The sequence below is a fragment of the Caldovatus aquaticus genome, from assembly GCF_019458025.1.
In the GTDB taxonomy this organism is placed as follows: domain Bacteria; phylum Pseudomonadota; class Alphaproteobacteria; order Acetobacterales; family Acetobacteraceae; genus Caldovatus; species Caldovatus aquaticus.
Window position 1 is genome coordinate 1 of record NZ_JAHZUY010000017.1, and the last position, 21,354, is coordinate 21,354.

The 21,354-nt window shown below is 77.0% G+C and carries 19 protein-coding genes and 1 pseudogene; 11 read left to right on the forward strand and 9 right to left on the reverse strand.

Annotated elements, in window-relative coordinates; all coding sequences use genetic code 11:
* Window positions 1–110, forward strand: a pseudogene (locus K1J50_RS08580) (IS5/IS1182 family transposase); the annotation flags it as partial.
* Between the two features lie 232 nt (window positions 111–342).
* On the opposite strand, the gene K1J50_RS08585 reads toward K1J50_RS08580, so the two are convergent.
* The gene (locus tag K1J50_RS08585) at window positions 343–1,473 is read right to left on the reverse strand and encodes a site-2 protease family protein (protein ID WP_220117300.1); all 1,131 of its coding nucleotides are present in this window, start codon (window positions 1,471–1,473) and stop codon (window positions 343–345) included.
* 170 nt (window positions 1,474–1,643) lie between these two features.
* Between K1J50_RS08585 and cydD the strand changes: the two genes are divergently transcribed.
* From cydD to K1J50_RS08615, 6 genes are all read left to right on the forward strand, one after another.
* Window positions 1,644–3,395: a thiol reductant ABC exporter subunit CydD gene (gene cydD, locus K1J50_RS08590; protein ID WP_220117301.1), complete on the forward strand. Its 1,752-nt coding sequence runs from the start codon at window positions 1,644–1,646 to the stop codon at window positions 3,393–3,395.
* 5 nt (window positions 3,396–3,400) lie between these two features.
* A complete protein-coding gene (gene cydC, locus K1J50_RS08595; RefSeq protein WP_255575099.1) occupies window positions 3,401–5,092 on the forward strand; it encodes a thiol reductant ABC exporter subunit CydC in 1,692 nt (563 codons plus the stop codon).
* A gap of 229 nt (window positions 5,093–5,321) precedes the next feature.
* On the forward strand, window positions 5,322–6,296 hold the full coding sequence (locus tag K1J50_RS08600) for a radical SAM protein (RefSeq protein WP_369413559.1): 975 nt from the start codon (window positions 5,322–5,324) through the stop codon (window positions 6,294–6,296).
* Window positions 6,297–6,375: 79 nt separating this feature from the next.
* Entirely contained in the window at window positions 6,376–7,362 is a 987-nt protein-coding gene (locus tag K1J50_RS08605) for a lysozyme inhibitor LprI family protein (protein ID WP_220117302.1), read from the forward strand.
* Between the two features lie 114 nt (window positions 7,363–7,476).
* A complete protein-coding gene (recQ, locus tag K1J50_RS08610; protein WP_220117303.1) occupies window positions 7,477–9,372 on the forward strand; it encodes a DNA helicase RecQ in 1,896 nt (631 codons plus the stop codon).
* A 104-nt stretch (window positions 9,373–9,476) separates the two neighbouring features.
* Window positions 9,477–9,686, forward strand: coding sequence for a hypothetical protein (locus K1J50_RS08615; RefSeq protein ID WP_220117304.1), 210 nt, complete (start codon window positions 9,477–9,479; stop codon window positions 9,684–9,686).
* A 590-nt stretch (window positions 9,687–10,276) separates the two neighbouring features.
* Here K1J50_RS08615 and K1J50_RS08620 read toward each other — a convergent pair.
* From K1J50_RS08620 to K1J50_RS08630, 3 genes are all read right to left on the reverse strand, one after another.
* Window positions 10,277–10,459, reverse strand: coding sequence for a DUF1499 domain-containing protein (locus tag K1J50_RS08620; protein ID WP_220117305.1), 183 nt, complete (start codon window positions 10,457–10,459; stop codon window positions 10,277–10,279).
* 279 nt (window positions 10,460–10,738) lie between these two features.
* Window positions 10,739–10,975 carry a DUF3253 domain-containing protein gene (locus K1J50_RS08625; RefSeq protein ID WP_220117306.1) on the reverse strand — a complete coding sequence of 79 codons (237 nt, stop codon included), beginning with the start codon at window positions 10,973–10,975 and terminating at the stop codon, window positions 10,739–10,741.
* Between the two features lie 6 nt (window positions 10,976–10,981).
* Window positions 10,982–12,205, reverse strand: coding sequence for a methyltransferase domain-containing protein (locus tag K1J50_RS08630; protein WP_220117307.1), 1,224 nt, complete (start codon window positions 12,203–12,205; stop codon window positions 10,982–10,984).
* Between the two features lie 145 nt (window positions 12,206–12,350).
* On the opposite strand from K1J50_RS08630, the gene K1J50_RS08635 reads away from it, so the two are divergent.
* The 3 genes from K1J50_RS08635 (at window position 12,351) to K1J50_RS08645 (ending at window position 14,766) form a co-directional block, all read left to right on the forward strand.
* The gene (locus K1J50_RS08635) at window positions 12,351–13,568 is read left to right on the forward strand and encodes an OpgC family protein (protein ID WP_220117308.1); all 1,218 of its coding nucleotides are present in this window, start codon (window positions 12,351–12,353) and stop codon (window positions 13,566–13,568) included.
* A gap of 5 nt (window positions 13,569–13,573) precedes the next feature.
* Window positions 13,574–14,356, forward strand: coding sequence for a GDSL-type esterase/lipase family protein (locus K1J50_RS08640; RefSeq protein WP_220117309.1), 783 nt, complete (start codon window positions 13,574–13,576; stop codon window positions 14,354–14,356).
* A 164-nt stretch (window positions 14,357–14,520) separates the two neighbouring features.
* Complete coding sequence (locus K1J50_RS08645) at window positions 14,521–14,766, forward strand: hypothetical protein (protein WP_220117310.1); 246 nt, start codon at window positions 14,521–14,523, stop codon at window positions 14,764–14,766.
* 19 nt (window positions 14,767–14,785) lie between these two features.
* Here the strand turns inward: K1J50_RS08645 and K1J50_RS08650 are convergent, their stop codons facing one another.
* The 3 genes from K1J50_RS08650 to K1J50_RS08660 all read right to left on the reverse strand — a co-directional run bounded on the left by K1J50_RS08650 (window position 14,786) and on the right by K1J50_RS08660 (window position 19,001).
* Window positions 14,786–16,456, reverse strand: a complete 1,671-nt coding sequence (locus tag K1J50_RS08650; RefSeq protein WP_220117311.1) for a formate--tetrahydrofolate ligase — start codon at window positions 16,454–16,456, stop codon at window positions 14,786–14,788.
* Window positions 16,457–16,544: 88 nt separating this feature from the next.
* Window positions 16,545–16,814, reverse strand: coding sequence for a hypothetical protein (locus K1J50_RS08655; protein WP_220117312.1), 270 nt, complete (start codon window positions 16,812–16,814; stop codon window positions 16,545–16,547).
* Window positions 16,815–17,645: 831 nt separating this feature from the next.
* Complete coding sequence (locus K1J50_RS08660; RefSeq protein WP_220117313.1) at window positions 17,646–19,001, reverse strand: tetratricopeptide repeat protein; 1,356 nt, start codon at window positions 18,999–19,001, stop codon at window positions 17,646–17,648.
* Window positions 19,002–19,253: 252 nt separating this feature from the next.
* On the opposite strand from K1J50_RS08660, the gene K1J50_RS08665 reads away from it, so the two are divergent.
* On the forward strand, window positions 19,254–19,619 hold the full coding sequence (locus K1J50_RS08665; protein WP_220117314.1) for a hypothetical protein: 366 nt from the start codon (window positions 19,254–19,256) through the stop codon (window positions 19,617–19,619).
* A gap of 37 nt (window positions 19,620–19,656) precedes the next feature.
* Here the strand turns inward: K1J50_RS08665 and dut are convergent, their stop codons facing one another.
* On the reverse strand, window positions 19,657–20,112 hold the full coding sequence (gene dut / locus K1J50_RS08670) for a dUTP diphosphatase (RefSeq protein ID WP_220117345.1): 456 nt from the start codon (window positions 20,110–20,112) through the stop codon (window positions 19,657–19,659).
* A gap of 5 nt (window positions 20,113–20,117) precedes the next feature.
* Complete coding sequence (gene coaBC / locus K1J50_RS08675; RefSeq protein WP_220117315.1) at window positions 20,118–21,317, reverse strand: bifunctional phosphopantothenoylcysteine decarboxylase/phosphopantothenate--cysteine ligase CoaBC; 1,200 nt, start codon at window positions 21,315–21,317, stop codon at window positions 20,118–20,120.
* Between the last annotated feature and the right edge of the window lie 37 nt (window positions 21,318–21,354).

Sequence of the window (21,354 nt, forward strand, 5' to 3'; positions counted from 1 at the left end):
GCAACCGCCGCCTCGCCAAGGATTTCGAGGCCACCATCGCCTCCGCCAACGCCTTCCTCTACGCCGCCTCCGTCATCGTCCTGCTGCGTCGCGTCGCTCGTTCCGTATGAGATTCGAGACAGACTCTAAGGATCGTTTGTGCGCCCGCGCCGCGACGGCTTTGCGCCCGCTCTCCGTCCGTCAGGTCCGACAGGTAGCGCCTCGTCTTTCGGCCATCCGGCCTCGGGTCTCTCGGATCCACATCTCGAGCTTCAATCAGCCGCGCCGCTCCAAGCCATTCTCAAACGGTCACTCGGCCGGTCACTCGGCGAAGGACCGGGACAAGCCGCATCGGCGCTGTCGTCACCCTCCCCCGCTCCCCCCCGGCGCCCACGGATTCGGCCGCAGCCCCCGCCGCTGCGGCCGGGCCGCCTGCACCAGCAGCATCTCGCCGATCGTCTCGGGGGTCACGTAGCCCACCAGCCGCCCCGCCCCGTCCACCACACCCACCGCCGGCGCGCCCGCGCCCTCGGAGAGCAGCCGCAGCGCCTCGGCCAGCGGCTGGCGGTAGTGCACCACCGGGATTTCGCCGTGCATCACCTCCAGCACCGGCGTGTCGGGCCCCTCCGTGCGCAGCGCCCGCACCATGGCCTCGCGGGTGAGCACGCCGCGCAGCCGGCCCGCCCCGTCCACCACGGGGAATTCGTGCTGCGTCGTCCGGATCAGGCACTCGGCCGCATCCGCCACGGTGGCACTGGGCGGAAGCGACTCGAAGCGCGTCACCATCGCGTCCGCCACGATCACCCCGCGCGAGACGTCGCGCAGCTGCGCCGCATGCGCCTCCCCGGCCGCGCCGAACCAGACGAAGAGGGCGATGAAGACCAGGATCGGGTTGCCGAACAGGCCGAGAATGCCGAGGCCGACGGCAAGTGCCTGGCCGACCGAGGCGGCGATCTGCGTCGCCCGCCCGTAGCCCATGCGATAGGCGAGCAGCGCCCGCAGCACCCGCCCGCCGTCCATCGGGAAGGCCGGGATCAGGTTGAAGGCCGCCAGGAAGGCGTTCACCAGGGCGAGGCGCGCCAGCAGGTCCACGCCCGGCCGCTGCACCTCGACGCTCCCCTCCGGCACGAAGCCGCCCAGAACGAGCCAGAGCGCCAGCGCGATCGCCAGGCTCACCGCCGGGCCGGCGAGGGCCACCACCAGCTCCTGCCCCGGCTGCTCCGGAATTCGCTCGAGCCGCGCCACGCCGCCGATCGGCAGCAGGATGATCTCGGGCGTCTGCACCCCGTAGCGGCGGGCGGCGAAGATGTGGCCGAACTCGTGCAGCGCCACGCAGACGAACAGCAGCGCCATGAACACCACCCCCTCGAGGGCGGCGCCCCACCCCCCTTCGGCGTAATGGGCGGCGCCGATCCAGAGCAGGAAGAGGAGGAAGGTGAGGTGCAGGCGAATCACCGTGCCCTTCACCGTGCCGATGGGGATGGACCAGCTCATGGAACCCTATTTCGGCATGCGGGCGCCGGGCGCAATGACCCCGCCGCCCGGGCACCGCGCCGGGGAAGGCCGGCGCACCGCGGGCGAACGGCGCCCTCCTTCTCCCGGCTCCGGCGAGTGTCGCCGCCCCGCGTGACGCGGCACGGCGCGGCCCCTAGAAGAAGGGCCGCATGGCCCCACCGGACGCCGCCGCCGACCACACCGCCGACACCGCGGCCCGCCGCCTGCTCGCCCGTGCGGCCCGTGCCAGCCGCGGGCGGCTGGCGCTGCCGGTCGCGCTCGGCCTCGCCGCGACGCTCGCGGCCATCGCCCAGGCCTGGCTGATCGCCCGCCTGCTCGCCGCGCTGCTCGGCCTCGGCCCTGCCGGCTGGGCGGAACTGGCCGGCGCCGCCGCCCTCGCCCTGCTCTCCCTCGGCCTCGGCCTTGCGCAGGAGCGGGCGCAGCAGGCGGCCGGCGAGGCCGCCAAGGCCCGGCTGCGGGCGGATGCCTTCGCCCGGCTCCTCGCCGCCGGGCCGCTCGACCCGCGCCCGGTCGGCGAGCGCACCGCCCTCGTCGTGGACCGCATCGAGGCGCTGGAGGGGTATTTCGCGCGCTGGCTGCCCGCCGCCCTCCTCGCCCTGCTCGCCCCCGCCCTGGTCGCCGGCGCCGCCGCGCTGGCCGAGCCGGCGAGCGGCCTCACGCTGCTCGGCGCCGGGCTGCTGGTGCCCCTCGTGCAGGCGGCGAGCGGCATCGGCGCGGCCCAGGCGGCGCGCCGGCAGTTCGATGCGCTGCAACGCCTCTCGGGGCGCTTCCTCGACCGCATGCGCGGCCTGCCGACCCTGGTGCTGTTCAACCGCCAGGAGGCGGAGGCCGCATCCCTCGGCGCGGCGGCGCACGAGCTGCGCCGGCGCACGATGCGGGTGCTGCGGGTGGCCTTCCTCTCCTCCGCGGGGATGGAGCTGATCGCCGCCGGCGCGCTGGCCCTGCTCGCCCTGCGCCACGGCGCGGCGCTCGCCGCCGCCGCTTCGGCAGCCACCGCCGGCCCGGCCGACGCGGACCAGGCGGCGGCGACCGCACGGGCGCTGTTCGTGCTGCTGCTGGTGCCCGCCTTCTTCGCGCCGCTGCGCGGCTTCGCCGCCGCCTATCACGAGCGGCTCGCGGCCCGCGGCGCCGCCGCCGCCCTGGCGCCGCTGCTCGACGAGGCGGGGCCGGCGGCCGGGCCGCAGGGCCTGCTGCTCGCCGAGGTGCCGCCGAAGGTGACCGTCACCTTCCAGGATGTGCGCCTCACCTACGACCCGGCCCGCCCGCCCGCGCTCGACGGGCTCAGCTTCCGCGTCCTGCCCGGGGAGACGCTGGTGCTGACCGGCCCCTCGGGCGCCGGCAAGACCTCGGTGCTGCGCCTGCTGATGGGCTTCGTGCGGCCGGATGAGGGCCGCATCGCGATCAACGGCCGCGACATCACGCTGCTGCACCCGGCGGAGCTGCGCCGGCTCTCCGCCTATGTCGGCCAGCGCGCGCACCTGTTCCGCGCCACCCTGCGCGAGAACATCCGCCTCGCCCGCCCCGGCGCGACCGATGCCGCGGTCGAGGCCGCCGCCCGCGCCGCCGGCGTCCTGCAGTTCGCCGCCGCCCTGCCGCAGGGGCTCGACACCCTGGTCGGCGAGGGCGGCTTCGGCCTCTCCGGCGGCCAGGCGCAGCGCGTGGCGGTGGCGCGCGCCTTCCTGCGCGACGCGCCGCTGGTGCTGCTCGACGAGCCGACGGCGCATCTCGATCCGGGGACCGAGGCGGAGCTGTGGGAGAGCCTGCGCCGGCTCTGCGTCGGCCGCACCGCGATCATCGCGAGCCACGCGCGCGCGGCGCGCACGGGCGCGCTGCCCGGGGCGCGGGTGCTGGAGATCGCGGGCGGGCGCGCCCTCGGCGCGGCGCGGATCGCCGGGACCTGACCGCGATGCGGCGCGACCTCACGCGCGTGCTCGCCGAGCTGTGGCGCGGCCATGCGCTCCGGCTCGGCGCCGGCGCCGCGGCGGCGGCGGCCGTAGCGCTGCTCGGCCTGGCGCTGCTCGCCCTGGCGGGGCTCGGCGTGGCCGGCACGGCGCGTGCGGGCGGCGCTGCCGCGCCGGCCGGCCTGGCGGCGGCGGGCCTCGTCTCCGGCCTCGCCGCCCTGGCGCTGCTGCGGCCGCTGGTGCTGCTGCGGCCGCTGGCCCGCTACGCGGAGCGGCTGGTGTCGCATGCGGCGACCTTCCGTGCCCTCGCCGACACGCGGCTCTGGTTCTTCCGCCGCCTGGCGGAGCGGCTGCCGGCCGGGCTCGGCCTGCGCCGCGCCGGGGACCTGCTCGGCCGCCTGGTCGCCGATGTCGAGGCGCTGGACGGGCTCTACCTGCGCGCGCTGGTGCCGGGGGCGGCGGCGCTCGCGGCGGTGCTGGCGATCGGGCTCCTGCTCGGCGCCGTCGCGCCGGGGCTCGCGGCCTGGGTCGCCCTGCCGCTGGCGTTCGCGCTGCTCGCGCCGCTCGCGCTCGCGCCCGGCGCGGCCAGGGCAGCGGAGGCCGCCGCGGCGGCGCAGGGCGGGCTGCGCGCCGCGGTGGTGGACCCGCTGACCGGGCTCGAGGACACGCTCGCCGCCAATGCCGAGGAGCGCGCCGCCCGGCGGGTGGCGGAGGCCGGCGCCGAGCTCGCCGCCGCCCAGCGCCGGCTGGCCGCGCGCGGCGCCTGGGGCGGTGCGCTGGGCGGGCTGCTGACGCAGGCGGCGATGCTCGGCGCGCTCGCCTGGGGCCTCGCGGCGGGGCCGGCGGGTGTCGCGCCGGCCCTGCTCGGCCTGTTCCTCGCCGTCGCGGCGGCCGAAACGCTCGGCCTGATGCCACGGGCGGGCGCGGCGCTCGCCGCCGCCGCCGCCGCCGCACGCCGCCTCTTCCAGGCGGCCGACCAGCCGCCGCCGGTGGCCGAGCCCGCGGCCCCGCCCGCCCTCCTGCCGCGCGGCCACGCGATCCGCATCCGCGGCCTGCGCTTCGCCTGGACGCCGGACCGGCCGCCGGTCTTCGACGGGCTCGACCTCGACGTGCCGGAGGGCGCGCGGGTGGCGATCCTCGGCCCGTCGGGCAGCGGCAAGTCCACCCTCGCCGCGCTGCTGCTCAAGCTCGCCGCGCCCCAGGCGGGCAGCATCGCCCTCGGCGGCGCGGCTCTCGACACCCTGCCCGCGGCCCTGGTGCGCAGCCGCATCGCCTGCCTCACCCAGGACGCGCGGCTGTTCGACGACACCATCGCGGCCAATCTGCGCCTCGCCGCGCCGGAGGCCGACGATGCGGCGCTGTGGCGGGCGCTCGAGGCGGCGCGCATCGCCGAGCTGGTCCGCGCGCTGCCCAAGGGGCTGGCGACGCGGTGCGGCGAGGCGGGGGCGCGCTTCTCCGGCGGCCAGGCGCGCCGCCTGGCGCTGGCGCGCGCGCTCCTCTCGCCCGCGCCGGTGCTGATCCTCGACGAGCCCGCGGCGGGGCTCGACGCGGCCACCGAGCGCGACTTCCTCGCCACGCTCGATTCCGCGACGGCGGGGCGCAGCGTGATCCTGATCGTCCACCGCCTGATCGGGGTCGAGCGTCCGACGCGCATCCTGCGCCTGATCGGCGGGCGGGCGATCCCGGCCACCGGATAGCCGCGCCCGCCCCGCGGCGGCGCCGTTCCGCGGCCGGGCGGAGAGGCGGCGGGCGCCCGCGGGGAGCCGGGCGCCGCCCTGCGGACGCGGCCCGTGCCCGGCCCGGAGAATCGTGACAGCATCCCGTCGCTCTCCCCTCCGGCGGCGGCGCCGGCGCCGATGGTGCCCGCGCGGCGGCGCCGCCGGAGCCACAGGCAGGGAGCGCGGCCCCGAGGCAAGGAGCACAGGCGTGGCGTCCCCCGCAGCGATTCCCCCGCATCGCCCGCTCGATCCCGCGAAGTTCCGCGACCCTCGCCTGACGGCGCGGGGGGAGCCGCGCGCCGTCGTGGCGCCGCTCGCGCTGCGCACGCTCTGGTTCAACACCGGCACCCTCTGCAACATCACCTGCCGCGGCTGCTACATCGAGAGCAGCCCGCGCAACGACACGCTCAGCTACCTCACCCTCGCCGAGGTCGAAGCCTTCCTCGACGAGGCGCAGGCGCTGCCCGGGACGCCGCTGCGCGAGGTCGGCTTCACCGGCGGCGAGCCCTTCCTCAACCGCGACCTGCCGGCGATGCTGCGCGCCGTCCTCGCGCGCCCCGGCGGGCTGCGCGCGCTGGTGCTGACCAACGCCATGCGGCCGATGCGCCGGCGCGAGCGCGAGCTCAGGGCGCTGCGCGACGAGTTCGGCGCCGCGCGCCTGGTGCTGCGCGTCAGCCTCGACCACTACGACGCCGCCCTGCACGACCTCGAGCGCGGCGCGGGCAGCTTCGCCCGCGCGCTCGACGGCCTGCTCTGGCTGGCGCGCGAGGGCTTCACCGTGCACGTCGCCGGCCGCGCCGGCTTCGGCGGAGAAGGCGAGGCCGCGCTGCGCGCGGGCTACGCGCGGCTGTTCGCGGCGCATGGCATTCCGCTCGATGCCGCCGACCCGGTGGCGCTGACGCTGTTCCCCGAGATGGACGCGACCGCCGACGTGCCGGAGATCACCACCGCCTGCTGGGGCCTCCTCGGCAGGCGGCCGGACAGCGCGATGTGCGCGACCGCGCGCATGGTGGTCAAGCGCAAGGGCGCGCCGCGGCCCGTTGTGGTGGCCTGCACGCTGCTGCCCCACGATCCGCAGTTCGAACTCGGCGCCACGCTCGCCGCCGCGCTGCGTCCGGTGTCGCTGAACCATCCGCATTGCGCGCGCTTCTGCGTGCTCGGCGGCGCCGCCTGCTCGCGCTGAGGGCGCCGCGCCGGCCCGCCCGCCGGCCGGCGAGCCCCGGCGATTGACGGGCCTTCACCGCCGGCGTGCAATCGGGGGCATGGCGAAGCTCCTCGGCGTGCTCCTGGCGGGCGGCGCGCTGGCCGTCGCGGGCGCGGCGGCGCCCGCACGGGCCGCCTCCTTCGACTGCGCCCGCGCGCGCAGCCCGGCCGAGCGGCTGGTCTGCGCCGATCCCGCGCTCTCGTCGCTCGACGAGCGGCTCGCCGCGGCCTATCGCGCGGCGCTGGCCGCGGTGCCGTGGCAGCGGCGGCTGCGCGGCGACCAGGCCGCCTGGCTGCGCGCGACGCGCGACCGCGCCGCCGGCGACCCGGCGACGCTGGCCGCGGCCTACCGCGCGCGGATCGCCGCGCTGGAGGCGGAGACGAGACGCGCGGCCGATCCCGCGCTGACGGCGCTTTCCGAGTCGCAGATCGCCGGGTCCTGCGTGCCGCTGCCGCCAGCCGCCGAGGAGGAGGCCGCGCCCCCACCCTGCGCGGTGCGCGAATCCGGGCCGCTCGGGACGCTGGACGGACGCCGGCTCCATTATGCGATCTACGGCTACCCGGACCCCGACTCGCCGGACCGCGAGACGCTGGCGAAGGTCGCGACGGTGGTCTTCGCCGAGACCGCGCCGGGACGCTTCGCCGCGCGCTACGCGGACGGGCCCGACGACGTGCGCTGCGGCGCGCCGCGGCTGCTGCGCGCGCAGCGGGGGCCGCTGCTGCACATCCCCTGCTCCCGCGACGGCACCGGCATGTTCAACGCCGAATCGGTCCTCGCCCCGGGCGAGGGCGGCCGGTGGCGGCTGCTCGACACCGGGTCCTGGACCCGCGACCTCGGCCGGCGCCTGCCGCGCGGCTACGGCGCGTGGAAGGGCATCTACCCGGACTACGAGGCGCTCGCCGCCGTGACGCCGCTGTGGCGCGACGGCGACGCCAACTGCTGCCCGACCGGGGGCCGGGCGGAGATCCGCCTCGGCTGGGAGGGCGACCGGCTGGTGCTGCGCGACCTGCGGCTCCGCCTCGGCGCGCAGGAGGTGCCGCGCTGACCGGCGGCGCGCAGCGCGCGCGGCGCTGCCGGCCCTGCCGGGCTGCGAAACGACCGCAAGGCGCCGCGCCCGCCGCACCCTGACACGGCGCCCGCGGCGTGGCAGAGAGCCGCCATGCCCGACGCCATCGGCGCCCTTCCTCCCGACCCGGCCGAGGTGCTGCGCCGCGTCTTCGGCCACACCGGCTTCCGCGGCCAGCAGGAGGCGGTGATCCGCCACGTCGCCTCCGGCGGCTCGGGCCTCGTGCTGATGCCGACCGGCGGCGGCAAGAGCCTCTGCTACCAGGTGCCGGCGCTGTGCCGGCCCGGCCTCGGCGTCGTCGTCTCGCCGCTGATCGCGCTGATGGAGGACCAGGTCGCGGCGCTGCGCCAGCAGGGCGTGGCGGCGGGCGCGCTGCATTCCGAGCTGCCGGAGGAGGAGCGCCGCGCCGTCCGCCGCGCGCTGCGCCAGGGCGAGCTCAAGCTGCTCTACGTCTCGCCGGAGCGGCTGACGCTGAACGGCACGCTCGACGACCTCGCGCGGCAGGAGATCGCCCTCTTCGCGGTGGACGAGGCGCATTGCGTCAGCCAGTGGGGCCACCACTTCCGGCCGGAATACCGCGACCTCGGCGTCCTCGCGGAGCGCTTTCCGCGCGTGCCGCGCCTCGCCCTGACCGCGACCGCCGATCCGCGCACGGTGGAGGACATCCGCCGCCAGCTCGGCCTCGCGGACGATCCGGTGTTCCGCGCCTCCTTCGACCGGCCGAACATCCGCATCGCGGCGCAGGCGAAGGAGCAGGAGCGCGCGCAGCTCCGCGCCTTCATCGCCGCCGCCTCGGACGGATCGGGCGCGGGCATCGTCTATTGCGGCACCCGCGCCAGGACCGAACAGACGGCCGCATGGCTGCGGGCGGAGGGGTACGACGCCCTCGCCTTCCACGCCGGCCTCTCGCCGGAGGCGAAGCGCGAGGCGCACCGCCGCTTCGCGCGCGGCGACGCGGTGGTAATGGCCGCGACCATCGCCTTCGGCATGGGCATCGACCGGCCCGACGTGCGCTGGGTCGCCCACACCGACCTGCCGCGCAGCCCGGAGAGCTGGTATCAGGAGATCGGCCGCGCCGGCCGCGACGGCCTGCCGGCGCACGCCCTGCTGCTCTACGGCGCGCAGGACATCGTCCGCGCCCGGCACTGGATCGAGCGGAGCGCCGCCCCGCCCGAGCAGAAGCGGATCGAGCGCGCGCGGCTCGAGGCCATGGTGGCGATCGCCGAGGCCGCGGCGTGCCGGCGGAAACTGCTGCTGCGCTGCTTCGGCGAGGACCAGCCGGCGGAGAATTGCGGCAATTGCGACGTCTGCCTCGCCCCGCCGCGGGTCTTCGACGGCACGGTGGCGGCGCAGAAGCTGCTCTCCGCCGTGCTGCGGACGGGGCGCCGCTTCGGCCTCGGCCACATCGTGGACGTGCTGCGCGGGCGCCTGACCGACAAGGTGGCGCAGCTCGGCCACGACACGCTGCCCACCTTCGGCGTCGGCAAGGACCTCTCCGACGCCGCCTGGCGCGGCGTGGCCCGCCAGCTCGTCGCCCGCGGTGCCCTCGACCTCGACGAGCACGGGGGCCTGGTGCCGACCGAGGCGGCGCGCCCGATCCTGCGCGGGGAGGCGACGGTGACGCTGCGCGAGGACGTGCTCGCGCCGCGGGCGCCGGCGCGCCTGGCGCGGCCCGTGCGGGAGGCGCCGGACGCGGCCGCGCTCCTGACGCCCGGCGCGGGCGCCCCGCTCTATGCCGCGCTGCGCGCGTGGCGGCGCAGCGAGGCGCAGGCTCAGGGCGTGCCCGCCTACGTGGTAGCGCTCGACCGGACGCTGGCCGAGATCGCCGCGCGCCGGCCGCGCACCCTGGACGAGCTGGCCGAGGTGCCCGGCATCGGGCGCAGCCGGGTGGAACGCTACGGCAAGGCGATCCTCGCGATCCTGGAAGGGGCCGATCCTCCGGAGGAGGCGGGCCGCCGGGTGCCGGACGCGCCGCCGCTGCCGCGATAAGCCGCGGCGCCCAGGCCAAACGCCGCGGCGCCACCGGCGCCGGGCGCTTCCACCGCCACCCGCGCGGGCGCCGGCCGGGGGGCGGCGATGGCGGAGAGGGCCCGGTGCGCGCGTTCGACGACGCGCGGCGCGCCGCGGCCCCTGCCGCCGCAATCGCGGCGCACGCGCCCGGCGCCCCGCCGTTCGGGACGCTGCGCGCCTGGCGCCGCGCCGTCGCCGCGGGGCCCGGCGTCGGTCCGGCCAAGGCCGGGCACCACGGCACGGCGCCGCTCGCCCTGCTCGCCGCCTGCGCGGGGCGGGCGGTCTCCGGGTAGAGCGGATCGCGGACGGCGGGAAACAGCCGGGAGCGTGAATCCGCTCGACCGGCAACGGGCGGGAGGCGCTGCCGCGCGCACCGCCGGGCGGAAACGGCTCCAGTGGCGCCGTGCCTGTCCGGCCGCGCGCCTGGGCGCGGGCGATCCGACGCGGCGCGCTGCCGCTCCGGCTCGCCGCTTGCGATTCGCGCGTGCCGCCGGTGGCGAAGCCGCCGGCCGGAGCGATCGCGTCCTGGCCTTTCCGCCGCCCGATCCGATCCCGGACGCGGTCCCGCTGCCCGGACTGCTCGACGAGGCGATCCTGCTGCCCCTGCCGGTGCTGCCGACGCTGCGGCTGGTCCCGCCGGCCCTGCGCGAGGAGCTGCGCGCGGGCGGCGGAGCAGCCGGTGAGCCGCGCCGGCGCGGCCGCGGCGGTGGTGCTGCGGGGCGCGGCAGCCGTCTGGGCGTGTGGTGGCTGTCCGAGCGGGCGCGCGGCGGCCGGTCAGGACGACATTCGCCCCCGGGCACGCGCGCAAGGGCGGCGGCGACACCGGGCGGCGGCCTGGCGAGAGGCCCACGACCGGGCGGTGCCGCGGGACGGGCGCGCGCCCTCAGCGCGGGGCGAGAGCGGCGTCGAGCGCGGCGAGCCAGGCCTCGCCGCGGCGCCGGTTCACGCCGAGGTCGGAACGGCCGAACAGGCTGCGCGAGTAGAGCCACACCGCGCTCCGGCCGTCCGCCAGCGCATCCGCCTGGGCGTTGACGAGATCGGGGAAGTTCAGCAGCGGCGTGCGCACCAGCCTGGCGCAGCTCCGGCCATTCCGCGCGCCGCCAGGTGCGCGGGAAGTCGGCGGCGAGGCCGCGCAGCGCGCGCCACACGCGCTCCGCCGGCAGGTCGAGCGGCGGCAGCGCCCGGTGCTTCGGCCCAGGATGCGGCGCGGGCGCGGCGAGGAAGGCGTTGGGCGTCGCCGGCAGGACGAGGCGCGGGAAGTCGATCGGCGCCGGCGGCGGCAGCCCGCCGCCCGGCCCGCGCGCGAGGAGCGCCCCGATCCCCGGCCGGCGGCTCCCGCTTCCGCTCATGCGCCGGCGATCCGCAGGCGGATCACGCCGCGCGCCTCGGCGGGGCTCGCCACGAGCCTGCCCTGGCGCAGGACTGCGGTGCGGCCCGTCTCGGCCAGCCGCAGCGCGGCGCCGTGCAGCGCGCGGGCGCGGGCAACGTCGTCGGGGGCGAGCGCGCGGCCGCGCCCGGCGGCCGCGGCCCGGCGCAGGATGTCCACCGCGATCGCCGCCGCGTCGGTGCGCCGCCACGCCATCCGCGTTCAGCCTCCGCCGCCAAGGCGCAGCACGAACAGCACGCCCGCTACCGGCGCGCCGCGCTCCCTGCGCAGGATCGCCGCCTCGCGCGCCAGTTCGGAGAAGCCGGCCGCGCGCGCCAGGGCCGCCACATGCACCGGATCGTGGCGGTAGCGCATGCCCTCGCCCAGCGTGTAGGGCGCGCCGGCCGGGCCCGCCTCGACCGAGAACGCCGCGACGCCGCCAGGCACGAGGGCGGCGCCGATCGCCGCCAGCGCCGGCGCCAGGTCGCCGAGATAGTTCAGCACGTCGGCCGCGGCGACGAGATCGAAGGCACGCGGATGCCGCGGCAGCCAGTCCAGCAGATCGGCCTCGTGCAGCGCCGCGTAGAGGCCGCGCCTCCGCGCTTCCGCCAGCATCCGGGGCGACAGGTCGAGCCCCTCCAGCCGCGCCGCGAAGGGCGCCAGCGCCGCGCCGGAGAGCCCGGTGCCGCAGCCGAGGTCGAGCACGCGCAGCCCCCCCTCCGCCGCCACCCCGGCGCGGCGCAGCAGCGCTGCCAGCGCCTCCGGCGTGCGGTAGCCGAGGCGGCCGGTCAGCTCCGCCTCGAAGCGCGGCGCGTACTGGTCGAACAGGTCGCGCACATAGGAGGACGGCGCGCGCTCGGGCGGCGCGCAGCGTCCCAGCGCGGCGAGCAGGAAGCGCGCCTGCGCGGCGAGGGCGGCGTCGCCCCGCGCCCGCACCAGGGCCGCTTCCGCGGCCGCCGCCGCGCCCGCGCCGTCGCCCGCCTCGCGCCGGGCATGGGCCAGCGCCAGCATCGGCTCGGCGGCGTCGGGCTGCAGCGCCGCGGCGCGCTCGAGCGGGGCGAGCGCGGCGCGCGGATCGCCCATCGCGCACAGCGCCTGGCCGAGATTGCGCAGGACGACGGGATCGTCCGGCCGCGCGGCGAGGGCCGCGCGCAGCGTCCCGACCGCCTCCTCGAGCCGCCCGGCCTCGGCGAGGGCCGCGCCGTGATTGGCGAGAAAGGCGCCGACGCCGGGGCGGAGCGCCACCGCGCGCGCGCCCCATTCCAGCGCCGCCGCCAGGTCGCCGCGCTGGCGCGCCGCGACGCCGAGCAGGTTGGCCGCGTTGGCGTCGTCCGGCCGGACCTGCAGGACCTTGCGATACAGCGTCTCGGCCGCGGCGATCTCGCCGCGCGCGTGCCGCGCCACGCCCTCGCGCAGCCAGCGGTCGGCATCCTCCGCTTGCGCCATGCCCCGGGTTCCGCAACTCATGGCCGTGGCGGCCGGCCTTGACCGGCACGGCCTGCCTGCCCTCATCCCTCGGCGCGGGGCGGCGGGCAAGGGCGCAGGCGCTCCCTCCGTCGCACTCGCCGCCGCGGCATCTCGGAAGGTGGGCATGTTCGCGCTGATTCGCCAGGACCGCGACCTCCGGGTGGACTTCTTCCGCGGCCTCTCGCTGTGGATCATCTTCGTCAACCACATCCCGGGCAACTGGCTCGGCCTGGTCACGCCGCGCAACTACATGCTGGCGGACGCGACCGAGACCTTCGTGCTGCTCGCGGGCTACGCGGCGGGGCTCGCCTACGGGATCGTGATGGACCGCCAGGGCTGGCTCTTCGCCGCCTCGCGGGTGATGGGGCGGGTGTTCACGCTCTACGTCGCGCACATCTTCCTGCTGGTCGTCTTCACGGCGCAGGTCGGCTACTCGGCGGAGCGGCTGGACGCCCAGGCCTATCTCGACGAGCTGCAGCTCGACCCCTTCGCGCGCGAGCCCTACCGCGCGCTGCTCGAGGCGCTGCTGCTGCGCTACCAGCCCTCCTTCCTGAACATCCTGCCGCTCTACATCGTGCTGCTGGCGATGTTCGCGGTGGCGATGCCGCTGCTGCGGCGGCCCTGGCTGCTGCTCGGCGCCTCGGCCGCGCTCTACGTCGCGACGCGGACCTTCGACTGGGACCTGCCTTCCTGGAGCGGCGAGGGCTGGTTCTTCAACCCGCTCGGATGGCAGTTCCTGTTCTTCATCGGCTGCGCGCTCGGCTACCGGCCGCCCGGGGGCGCCCCGTTCACGGTGCCCTACCGGCGCTGGCTGGTCGCGCTCTCGCTCGCCCTGCTCGCGCTCGGCGTGGTGGCGACGCAGCTCCTCTATTTCCGCTGGGACATCGCGGAACAGCGCCTCCCGGCGGTGCTGGCGCGCTTCCTCGCCGGGATAGACAAGGCCGCGATGCACCCGATGCGGCTCGCCACGATGCTGGCGCTCGCCTACCTCGCGGCGCACTTCATCCCGCGCACGGCGGCCTGGCTGCGCGGCTGGGCCGCGGCGCCCTTCGTGCTGATGGGCCAGCAGGCGCTGCCGGTGTTCTGCGCCGGCATCGCCCTCTCCTTCCTCGGCCGGGTGGCGCTCGAGATCTCCGACCAGTGGCCGATGCAGCTCCTGGTCAACCTGGCCGGGCCGGCGGCCCTGACGCTGATCGCCGCGCTGACCGCCTGGTATGGCACGGAGAAGCGCGCGGCGCGGCGCGGGGCGGCGCCGGCCGCGGCCGCCGCCGGCGCGCCGGCCGGCGCCGCCCCGGTCGTTGCAAATCCCTTGCCCGCCGCTTCCGGCAGAGATAGCGGGTAGGGACCATGCGCCGCCCCCCCACCGTCCTGGCCGCGGTCGGCTGCGCCCTGCTCGCCCTGGCGCAGCCGGCCGGCCCCGGCCGCGCCGCGGCGGCGCCCTCGCCGCAGAACGAGCCGGCCTGCGGCGCGCCGGCCGATCTGCTGCGCGCCGGCCAGCCGCTGGGCGGGGTGGCCTCCGCCATCGCGACGGGCCGGCTGCGGATTCTGGCCGTGGGCTCCGCTTCGGTGCTCGGCCCCGGCGCGAGCGACACCGCCGCATCCTGGCCGCGGCGCCTGGAAGCGCTGCTGCGCGAGCGCCTGCCGCATGTCGAGGTGGTGGTCGAGGTGCGCGGCGGCCGCGGCCTCACGGCGACCGATCAGTGGGCCCTGATCGCCGAGGCGCTGCGGCACGGGCCGCGGCCCGACCTCGTCATCTGGCAGGCCGGGGCGACCGAGGCGGCGCGAGGCTTGCCGGTGGACAGCCTCACCGAGGGGCTCCTGCCCGGGCTGGACAGGCTGCGCACCCTGGGCGTGGACACGGTGGTGATGGACCTGCAATTCAGCCGGTTCCTCCGCGCCCACGCAGACGTGAACGCCTATCGCGAGGCGCTGGCGATGGCCGCGGCCGGCGCCGAGGCCGCCCTGTTCCCGCGCTACGAGCTGATGCGGGCCTGGGCCGAGGCGGAACGGGTGGACGTCGAGCGCGCGCCGCGCGACCGGCGCGTCGCCATGGTGGACGCGCTGAACGACTGCATCGCCCGGGCGCTCGCCGAATTCCTGCTCGACGGGGTGCGCGAGGCGCGCCGCTGAAGGGGGACGCACGCCCCGGCCGTACCGGTGCCGGAGGCCCCGGCGGCCGGCCGCCGGCGCGCCGCCGCCGCGGACTGCGGAGTCCGCGCCACGCCCGCGCGCCATTGCCGGCATCCCGTCGCCGGCCGCGGAACCGTCCCGGGCCTCGTGCCTTTACCGCCACGATGGACACGACCCTTTCCCGGCCGAGGCCGCAACCGGACGACGGGCGCGACGCGCCGGCCCGGTCCGCGCCGGCCGCGCCCGCGCCGCGCCAGGCCACGCCGCGATCCGGCACGCCGGCGGCCGCCTTCGACCGCTGGTTGCGGCGCGAACTGGCGCGCCTCTACGGCGCGGCACTGCACGAGCCGGTGCCGGACAGCCTGTTGCGCATGATCACCGAGGCATTGCCGCCCCGCCGCAAGCGCTGACGCGGTGCGCCCCGCCGGCTCAGAACAGCCCGACGATCCGCCCTGCCGCGTCGAGGCCGATCCGCTCGGCCGCCGGATGCTTCGGCAGGCCGGGCATGGTCATGATGTCCCCGCAGATCGCGACGACGAATCCGGCCCCGGCGCTGAGCCGCACCTCGCGCACCGGCAGCACGTGGCCCTCCGGCGCGCCGAGCAGGCCGGGATCGGCGGAGAAGCTGAACTGCGTCTTGGCGACGCAGACCGGCAGGCGGCCGAAGCCCTGCTCCTCCCACCGCGCGAGGCGGGCGGCGACCGGCGGCGGGATCTGCACCTCCGCGGCGCGGTAGATCTCGCGCGCGATGGTGCGGAGCTTCCCGGCGAGCGGCATCGCCTCCGGATAGAGGGGGGTGAAGCGGGCGGTGCGCGCGGCGATCGCGGCCTGCACCGCGCGCGCGAGGTCGCGCGCCCCCGCCGCGCCGTCCGCCCAGTGGGTGCAGAGGACGGCCTCGACGCCGAGGCGCGCCATCGCCGCGCGCACCGCCGCGATCTCGGCCTCGGTGTCGGAGGTGAAGCGGTTGAGCGCGACGATCACCGGCAGGCCGAACTTGCCCATGTTCTCGACGTGACGCGCGAGGTTCGCCATGCCGCGCGCGAGCGCGCCGAGGTCCTCGCGCGCGAGCTCGGCCTTCGCCGCGCCGCCGTGCAGCTTCAGCGCCCGCACAGTGGCGACGATGACGCAGGCGGCGGGCGCGAGGCCGGCGGCGCGGCACTTGATGTGGAGGAACTTCTCGGCGCCGAGGTCGGCGCCGAACCCGGCCTCGGTCACCACCACCTCGGCAAGGCGCAGGCCGAGCCGCGTGGCGATCACGCTGTTGCAGCCGTGCGCGATGTTGGCGAAGGGCCCGCCGTGCACCAGCGCCGGCGATCCCTCCAGCGTCTGCACCAGGTTGGGCGCGAGGGCGTCGCGCAGCAGCGCCGCCATCGCGCCGTCCGCCTTGAGGTCGCGCGCGGTCACCGCGCTGCCGTCGCGGCGCTCGCCGACGATGATGCGGCCGAGCCGCGCCTGCAGGTCGGCGAGGTCGCGGGCGAGGCAGAGGATCGCCATCACCTCCGAGGCGGCGGTGATGTCGAAGCCGTCCTCGCGCGGCACGCCGTGGGCGGCGCCGCCGAGGCCGACGACCGTGTTCCGCAGGCTGCGGTCGTTCATGTCCATCGCCCGGCGCCAGCCGACGCGGCGCGGATCGAGGCCGAGGCCGTTGCCCCAGTGGAGATGGTTGTCCACCATCGCCGCGAGCAGGTTGTTGGCGCTGGTGACGGCGTGGAAGTCGCCGGTGAAGTGGAGGTTGATCTCCTCCATCGGCGCGACCTGGGCGCGACCGCCGCCCGTGGCGCCGCCCTTGGTGCCGAAGCAGGGGCCGAGCGACGGCGCGCGCAGGCAGATCATCGCGCGCGTGCCGAGCGCGTTCAGCGCGTCGCCGAGGCCGATGGTGGTGGTGGTCTTGCCCTCGCCCGCGGCGGTCGGGTTGATGCCGGTGACAAGCACCAGCGCACCTTCGGGCCGCGCCTCGGCGGCGCGGACGAAATCGAGGTCGATCTTCGCCTTGTACCGGCCGTAGGGGATCAGCGCGGCATCGGGGATGCCGGCGCGCGCGGCGATCTCCGCGATGGGGCGCAGCGGCGTGGCGCGCGCGATTTCGAGGTCCGTCGCCATGCGGCATCTCCCTGTCTCACCCGGCGCGGCCGGCACCACACCGCGCTTATCGCCGCCGGCGCCGCAGGACAAGGCGCAGCGCGGCCCGTCAGTGCCGGGTGGCCGGCGGACCGGCAAGCGCCTCGACAGCGGCGTGCAGCCCGTCGATGAAGAACGCGATCCAGGCGCGCACCGTATCGGGCGTCACGCCTTCCCGCATGGTCGCGAAGTGCGAGAGGAGGAGCAGATCCTCGCCGATCCGCTCGACGCGAATCCAGCGCGTCGCCGCCGTGATGGCGGCCAGCGCGCCATCCACCGGCCCTCGGGTGATGCTGAAGCCGACATTCAGTACCAGGTCGTGATGGAAGCCGGGCTCCACGTCGGGGTTCGGCGCCTCGAGATCGGCGCGGAAGCCCAGTCCGCCCCCCTAGCGACACATGCCAGATCGGCGATCCGTCATCCGGACGCTCGGCAGCCAGACCCATGCTCCGCAACAGGATGCCGAGGCGCTCGGGCGTCAGGCCGCACCAGACCTCCGCCGGAAGGAGGCGCGTTGCCGCGCAGGTCTCGAGCTCGAGCGCAAGGCTCCCGTTGTGGCCGAAGGCCTCGGCGAGCGTCCCGAGCATCTCGCGGGCCGGGGCGACGCAGGACTCCCTGTCCGGGACCTGGATCTCGCGGCGCCAGTTGACACGGCCGCGCGGCGGCAGCGCGAAGCCCCGGCGGCGCAGCACCGCGGCACGACGCCGAGCGCCGACCCCGAGATCGGCGGTCGGGCCGAAGCGATCGGAAGCGGCCTCAAGGATCACCGGCGAACAGGGCTCCGACCAGACCTGAACGAACGGCGCCCGGTCCGGACCGGGCAAGCACGGCATGAGAACCAGAAAACGGTAGTCACCGACGGCCCAGCGGCGGTTCTGCTCCTCCGGCAGCCACAAGCATGTCTCGGCCAAGGCCCTGGCGAGACGGCGCTGCGGGCCGGCTGCCAAGGGCGAAGTTCCAGCCCTCGCGAGAATCCTGCGGCCGGCGCCGGGACGCGGAAACGGGGCGTGCATGGCCTACATTGTTCAATGCCTGATCGCGACGGCAAGGGCGGCGGGCGGCGCCGGCGCGGCTGGGACACGGCCACGTCGCGGGACCCGCGGCCCGGTCGGCGAGCGCGTCCGGTCCCGCCGCGGCGCGGCCTCGGCACACGCCCGAGGCGCGCCAGCGCTCAGTGGGCGACGTTCCGCGCCGCCTCGGCGTAGCCGACGCGACGCTCCGGCGGCACGGGATGGCGGCCCGCCACGCGCTCGAGCAGCATCCGCGCATCGGCGGGCGAGCCGGCCTTCACCGCGGCGTCCAGGAAGAGCTGCTCCAGCACGTCCTGCTGCGCGTGGCTGCCGCCCATGCGGTGCATGATGCCAAGCACCGGGCGCATCGCCGCGAGCGCGCCGGCGTGGTCGCCGCGCCGGTGCGCGAGCACCGCCTCGCAGACCGGGATCGCCGCCTCGCGCACCACCGCCGCCACGGTGCCGTCGCGGGTCGCCGCGAATTCGCGCATCGCCTCCAGCATCCGCGCCGCCGCCTGGAAGCGCCCGGTGGCCGCGAGCGCCATCATCCAGTGCGGCAGGGTGAAGGCGGAGAGGCAGTCGCCGATCCGCGCCTCCGCCTTGTCGGCGAGCTCCACCCAGCGATCGCCGACAGGCACGCCGCGCAATTCCAGCCGGAACAGCATCGAGGCGGCGTTCTGCACGTCGATGTAGAGGTCGGGCTGCATCTGCGTGACCGGCGAGGCGAGGTCGCGGAACCGGCGGTCGTAGAGGTCGAGCACCGCATCCCACTCGCGCCGCTCCAGGTGATACAGGGCGCGGTGCCACCAGAGGTGATGCTTGAGGTTGTTGGCCCCCTCCCAGTGCGGCTCGAGCCGCTCGATCCAGGCGATGCCCTCGCCGCGCCGGCCCTGCATCTCGAAGGTGTGCGCCACCGCGTGCGCCGCCCAGAGGTCGCCGCGGTCGAGCTCGATCGCGGCGCGGCCGGCGGCCTCGGCGATCAGGTAGTTGCCGCATTCCTCGTTGGCGAAGGAGCGGCAGGCGAGGACCGCGCCATAGCCCGGCAGCGTCGCCGACCAGCGCGGCAGCACGCGCTCCGCCGCGGCCAGCATCCGCTCCGGCGCGCCGAGCCAGAAGGCGTTGAAGTGGTGCAGGCGGAAGGCGAGGATGTCGTGCGGGTGCTCGGCCAGGATCTCCTCCCAGGTCGCGAGCGCGCGGTCGAGCGCGCCGGCGACCCAGTGGCCGAGCGCCGTGGCGTGCATGCGCTCGCGCGGGGTGGCGCGCTCGGTGGCGGCGAGCGCGCGCGCCTGCGCCGCCCGTGCCCGGTCGAGCTGGGCGCTGTTGTAGGCGAGCATGGCGAAGCTGCCGGCCAGAACCTGCGCCATGCCGCATTCCGGATCGGCGGCGAGCAACGCCTTGAGATGGGTCGAGGCGTCCAGGCGGTAGCGCAGATAAGCGGCGACGGTGGCGTCGAAGGCGGCGACGGCCTCCGCCGAGGCGGCGGTGAGCACCAGACCCTGGGCGTCGCGCAGCGTCATCCCGGTTCCCTCCCCGGCGGCGGACCGCCGGACGGCCGGCCGCAGCGCCGCCATCATGCCGCCGGATGGCGGCCGACGGGAAGGCGCCCCGCGCCGCCGCGTCCCCCGCCGCCCGGCCGCAACGCACGATACCCGCGGCGCAACCCGCGAAACCCGATTCCGGGCGCCGCGGCATCATCCGGAAACGCGCCCCCCTTACCTCTTTCCGCGTCGGCCGGACAGGCCGCGACCTGAAGAGGAAGGACAGCGACCATGACCACCCTCCGCAACGCCGCGCTGGCGTCCCTGCTGGCGCTCGGCACGACCCTCGGCGCCGCGCACGCCCAGGGCATCAGCGAGGCGGACCTCGGCACCTACGTTCCCCGCAGCGCCGGCAACGTCGTCGGCGGCGGCAGCGCGGCGCTGGTCGGCGGCGGCGACAACGCCGTGCTGCAGCACAGCGGCCAGGGGCCCGTGCAGTCCGGACGCCGCGCCCGCGCCTTCGGCAACGGCGGCGGCGTCGAGATCGAGTATCTCGATCCCGCGCCGTCCGGCCAGGGCCGCCCGGCCGCGCTGACGGGCGGCGGCGACGACAACTCCGTCGTGTACTTCGACGTGATCCGCCCCGGCCGCGGCTGAGGCCGCACGGCGGGCAGGGCGGCGCGGCCGGCGCCGCTCAGCCCGTCCCGGTGCTGCCGAAGCCGCCCGCGCCGCGCGCCGTCTCCGGCAGCGCCGCCACCTCGCGCCAGGCGGCGCGCGTCACGGGCGCGAGCACGGCCTGGGCGATGCGCATGCCGCGTTCGATCGTGAAGGGCTCGGCGCCGGCGTTCAGCACGATCACCTGCACCTCGCCGCGATAGTCCTCGTCCACCGTGCCCGGGCTGTTGGGCAGCACGATGCCGTGGCGCAGCGCGAGGCCGGAACGCGGGCGGATCTGCAGCTCGTGGCCGGGCGGCAGCGCGACGCAGAGGCCGGTCGGGATCAGCGCCCGCCCGCCCGGCGGGACGGTGACCGGCTCCGTCACCGCGGCGAGCAGGTCCATCCCCGCCGCGCCGGGCGTCGCGTAGGCGGGCAGCGGCAGGCCCTCGGCGTGCGGCAGGCGGAGGACGGCGATCTCGGCCGAGGGCGCCATGCCGCTCATGCCAGCGCCGCGGCGATGCGCTCGGCGAGGCGCCGCGCCACCTCCTCCTTCGGCAGGCGGGGCCAGTGCTCCACGCCCTGCGCCGTCACCAGGTGCACCGCGTTCTCCCTCCCGCCCATCACGTCGCCGGAGACGTCGTTGGCGACGATCCAGTCGCAGCCCTTCCTGGCGCGCTTGGCAATGGCGTTCGCCACCACCTCCTCGGTCTCCGCCGCGAAGCCGACGACGAGGCGCGGCCGCCGCGGGTGCGCCGAGAGCGTCGCCAGGATGTCCGGGTTGAGCGCGAGGGCGAGCGGCGGCGGCGCCTGCCCCGGCACCTTCTTGAGCTTCTGTCCCGCGGCCGCAGCCACGCGCCAGTCCGCCACCGCCGCGGCGCAGACCGCGACGTCGGCGGGCAGCGCCGCCTCGCAGGCGGCGAGCATCTCGCGCGCGCTCTCGACCCGCCGCACCGCGACACCGGGCGGGTCGGGCAGCGCGACCGGGCCGGAGACGAGCGTGACACGCGCGCCGAGTGCGGCGAGCGCGGCGGCGATCGCGTGCCCCTGCCGGCCGGAGGAGCGGTTGGCGATGTAGCGCACCGGGTCGATCGCCTCGTGCGTCGGGCCGGAGGTGACGATGGCGTGCCGCCCGGCGAGCGGCCCGGCGCCGGGCGCGAGCAGCGCCTCGACGGCGGCGAGGATCTCGGCCGGCTCGGCGAGGCGGCCGGGGCCGCTCTCCGGCTCGGCCATCGGTCCCTCGTTGGGGCCGACGCAATGCACGCCGCGCCCGCGCAGGGTGGCGAGGTTCGCCTGCGTCGCCGGGTGGGTCCACATGCTCGGGTTCATCGCCGGGGCGATCAGGACCGGCCGGTCGGTCGCGAGCAGCACCGTGCTGGCGAGGTCGTCGGCGAGGCCGAGCGCCATCTTCGCCATCAGGTCGGCGGAGGCCGGCGCCACCACGACGAGGTCGGGCTGGCGGGCGAGGCGGATGTGGCCGACCTCCGCCTCCTCGGCGAGCGACCAGAGGTCCTGGTGCACCGCCTCGCCGGTGATCGCCTGCAGGGCGTGCGGGGTGACGAAGCGGGCGCCGGCCGCGGTCAGCAGGCCGGTGACCGCGGCGCCCGCCTTGCGCAGCAGGCGGGCGAGCTCGAGCGCCTTGTAGGCGGCGACGCTGCCCGAGACGATCAGCAGCACGCGCTTGCCGGAAAGCGGGGTCATGGCGCGGCCGAGCCTAGCGCAGCCGGCCGGCCGCGGC

What these genes read in the sequence shown, in the direction of transcription:
- K1J50_RS08585 (WP_220117300.1), bottom strand. Translation starts at nt 1,473, where the DNA reads ATGAGCTGGTCCATCCCCATCGGCACGGTGAAGGGCACGGTGATTCGC.
- cydD (WP_220117301.1), top strand. Translation starts at nt 1,644, where the DNA reads ATGGCCCCACCGGACGCCGCCGCCGACCACACCGCCGACACCGCGGCC.
- cydC (WP_255575099.1), top strand. Translation starts at nt 3,401, where the DNA reads ATGCGGCGCGACCTCACGCGCGTGCTCGCCGAGCTGTGGCGCGGCCAT.
- K1J50_RS08605 (WP_220117302.1), top strand. Translation starts at nt 6,376, where the DNA reads ATGGCGAAGCTCCTCGGCGTGCTCCTGGCGGGCGGCGCGCTGGCCGTC.
- recQ (WP_220117303.1), top strand. Translation starts at nt 7,477, where the DNA reads ATGCCCGACGCCATCGGCGCCCTTCCTCCCGACCCGGCCGAGGTGCTG.
- K1J50_RS08625 (WP_220117306.1), bottom strand. Translation starts at nt 10,975, where the DNA reads ATGGCGTGGCGGCGCACCGACGCGGCGGCGATCGCGGTGGACATCCTG.
- K1J50_RS08630 (WP_220117307.1), bottom strand. Translation starts at nt 12,205, where the DNA reads ATGGCGCAAGCGGAGGATGCCGACCGCTGGCTGCGCGAGGGCGTGGCG.
- K1J50_RS08635 (WP_220117308.1), top strand. Translation starts at nt 12,351, where the DNA reads ATGTTCGCGCTGATTCGCCAGGACCGCGACCTCCGGGTGGACTTCTTC.
- K1J50_RS08640 (WP_220117309.1), top strand. Translation starts at nt 13,574, where the DNA reads ATGCGCCGCCCCCCCACCGTCCTGGCCGCGGTCGGCTGCGCCCTGCTC.
- K1J50_RS08645 (WP_220117310.1), top strand. Translation starts at nt 14,521, where the DNA reads ATGGACACGACCCTTTCCCGGCCGAGGCCGCAACCGGACGACGGGCGC.
- K1J50_RS08650 (WP_220117311.1), bottom strand. Translation starts at nt 16,456, where the DNA reads ATGGCGACGGACCTCGAAATCGCGCGCGCCACGCCGCTGCGCCCCATC.
- K1J50_RS08660 (WP_220117313.1), bottom strand. Translation starts at nt 19,001, where the DNA reads ATGACGCTGCGCGACGCCCAGGGTCTGGTGCTCACCGCCGCCTCGGCG.
- K1J50_RS08665 (WP_220117314.1), top strand. Translation starts at nt 19,254, where the DNA reads ATGACCACCCTCCGCAACGCCGCGCTGGCGTCCCTGCTGGCGCTCGGC.
- dut (WP_220117345.1), bottom strand. Translation starts at nt 20,112, where the DNA reads ATGGCGCCCTCGGCCGAGATCGCCGTCCTCCGCCTGCCGCACGCCGAG.
- coaBC (WP_220117315.1), bottom strand. Translation starts at nt 21,317, where the DNA reads ATGACCCCGCTTTCCGGCAAGCGCGTGCTGCTGATCGTCTCGGGCAGC.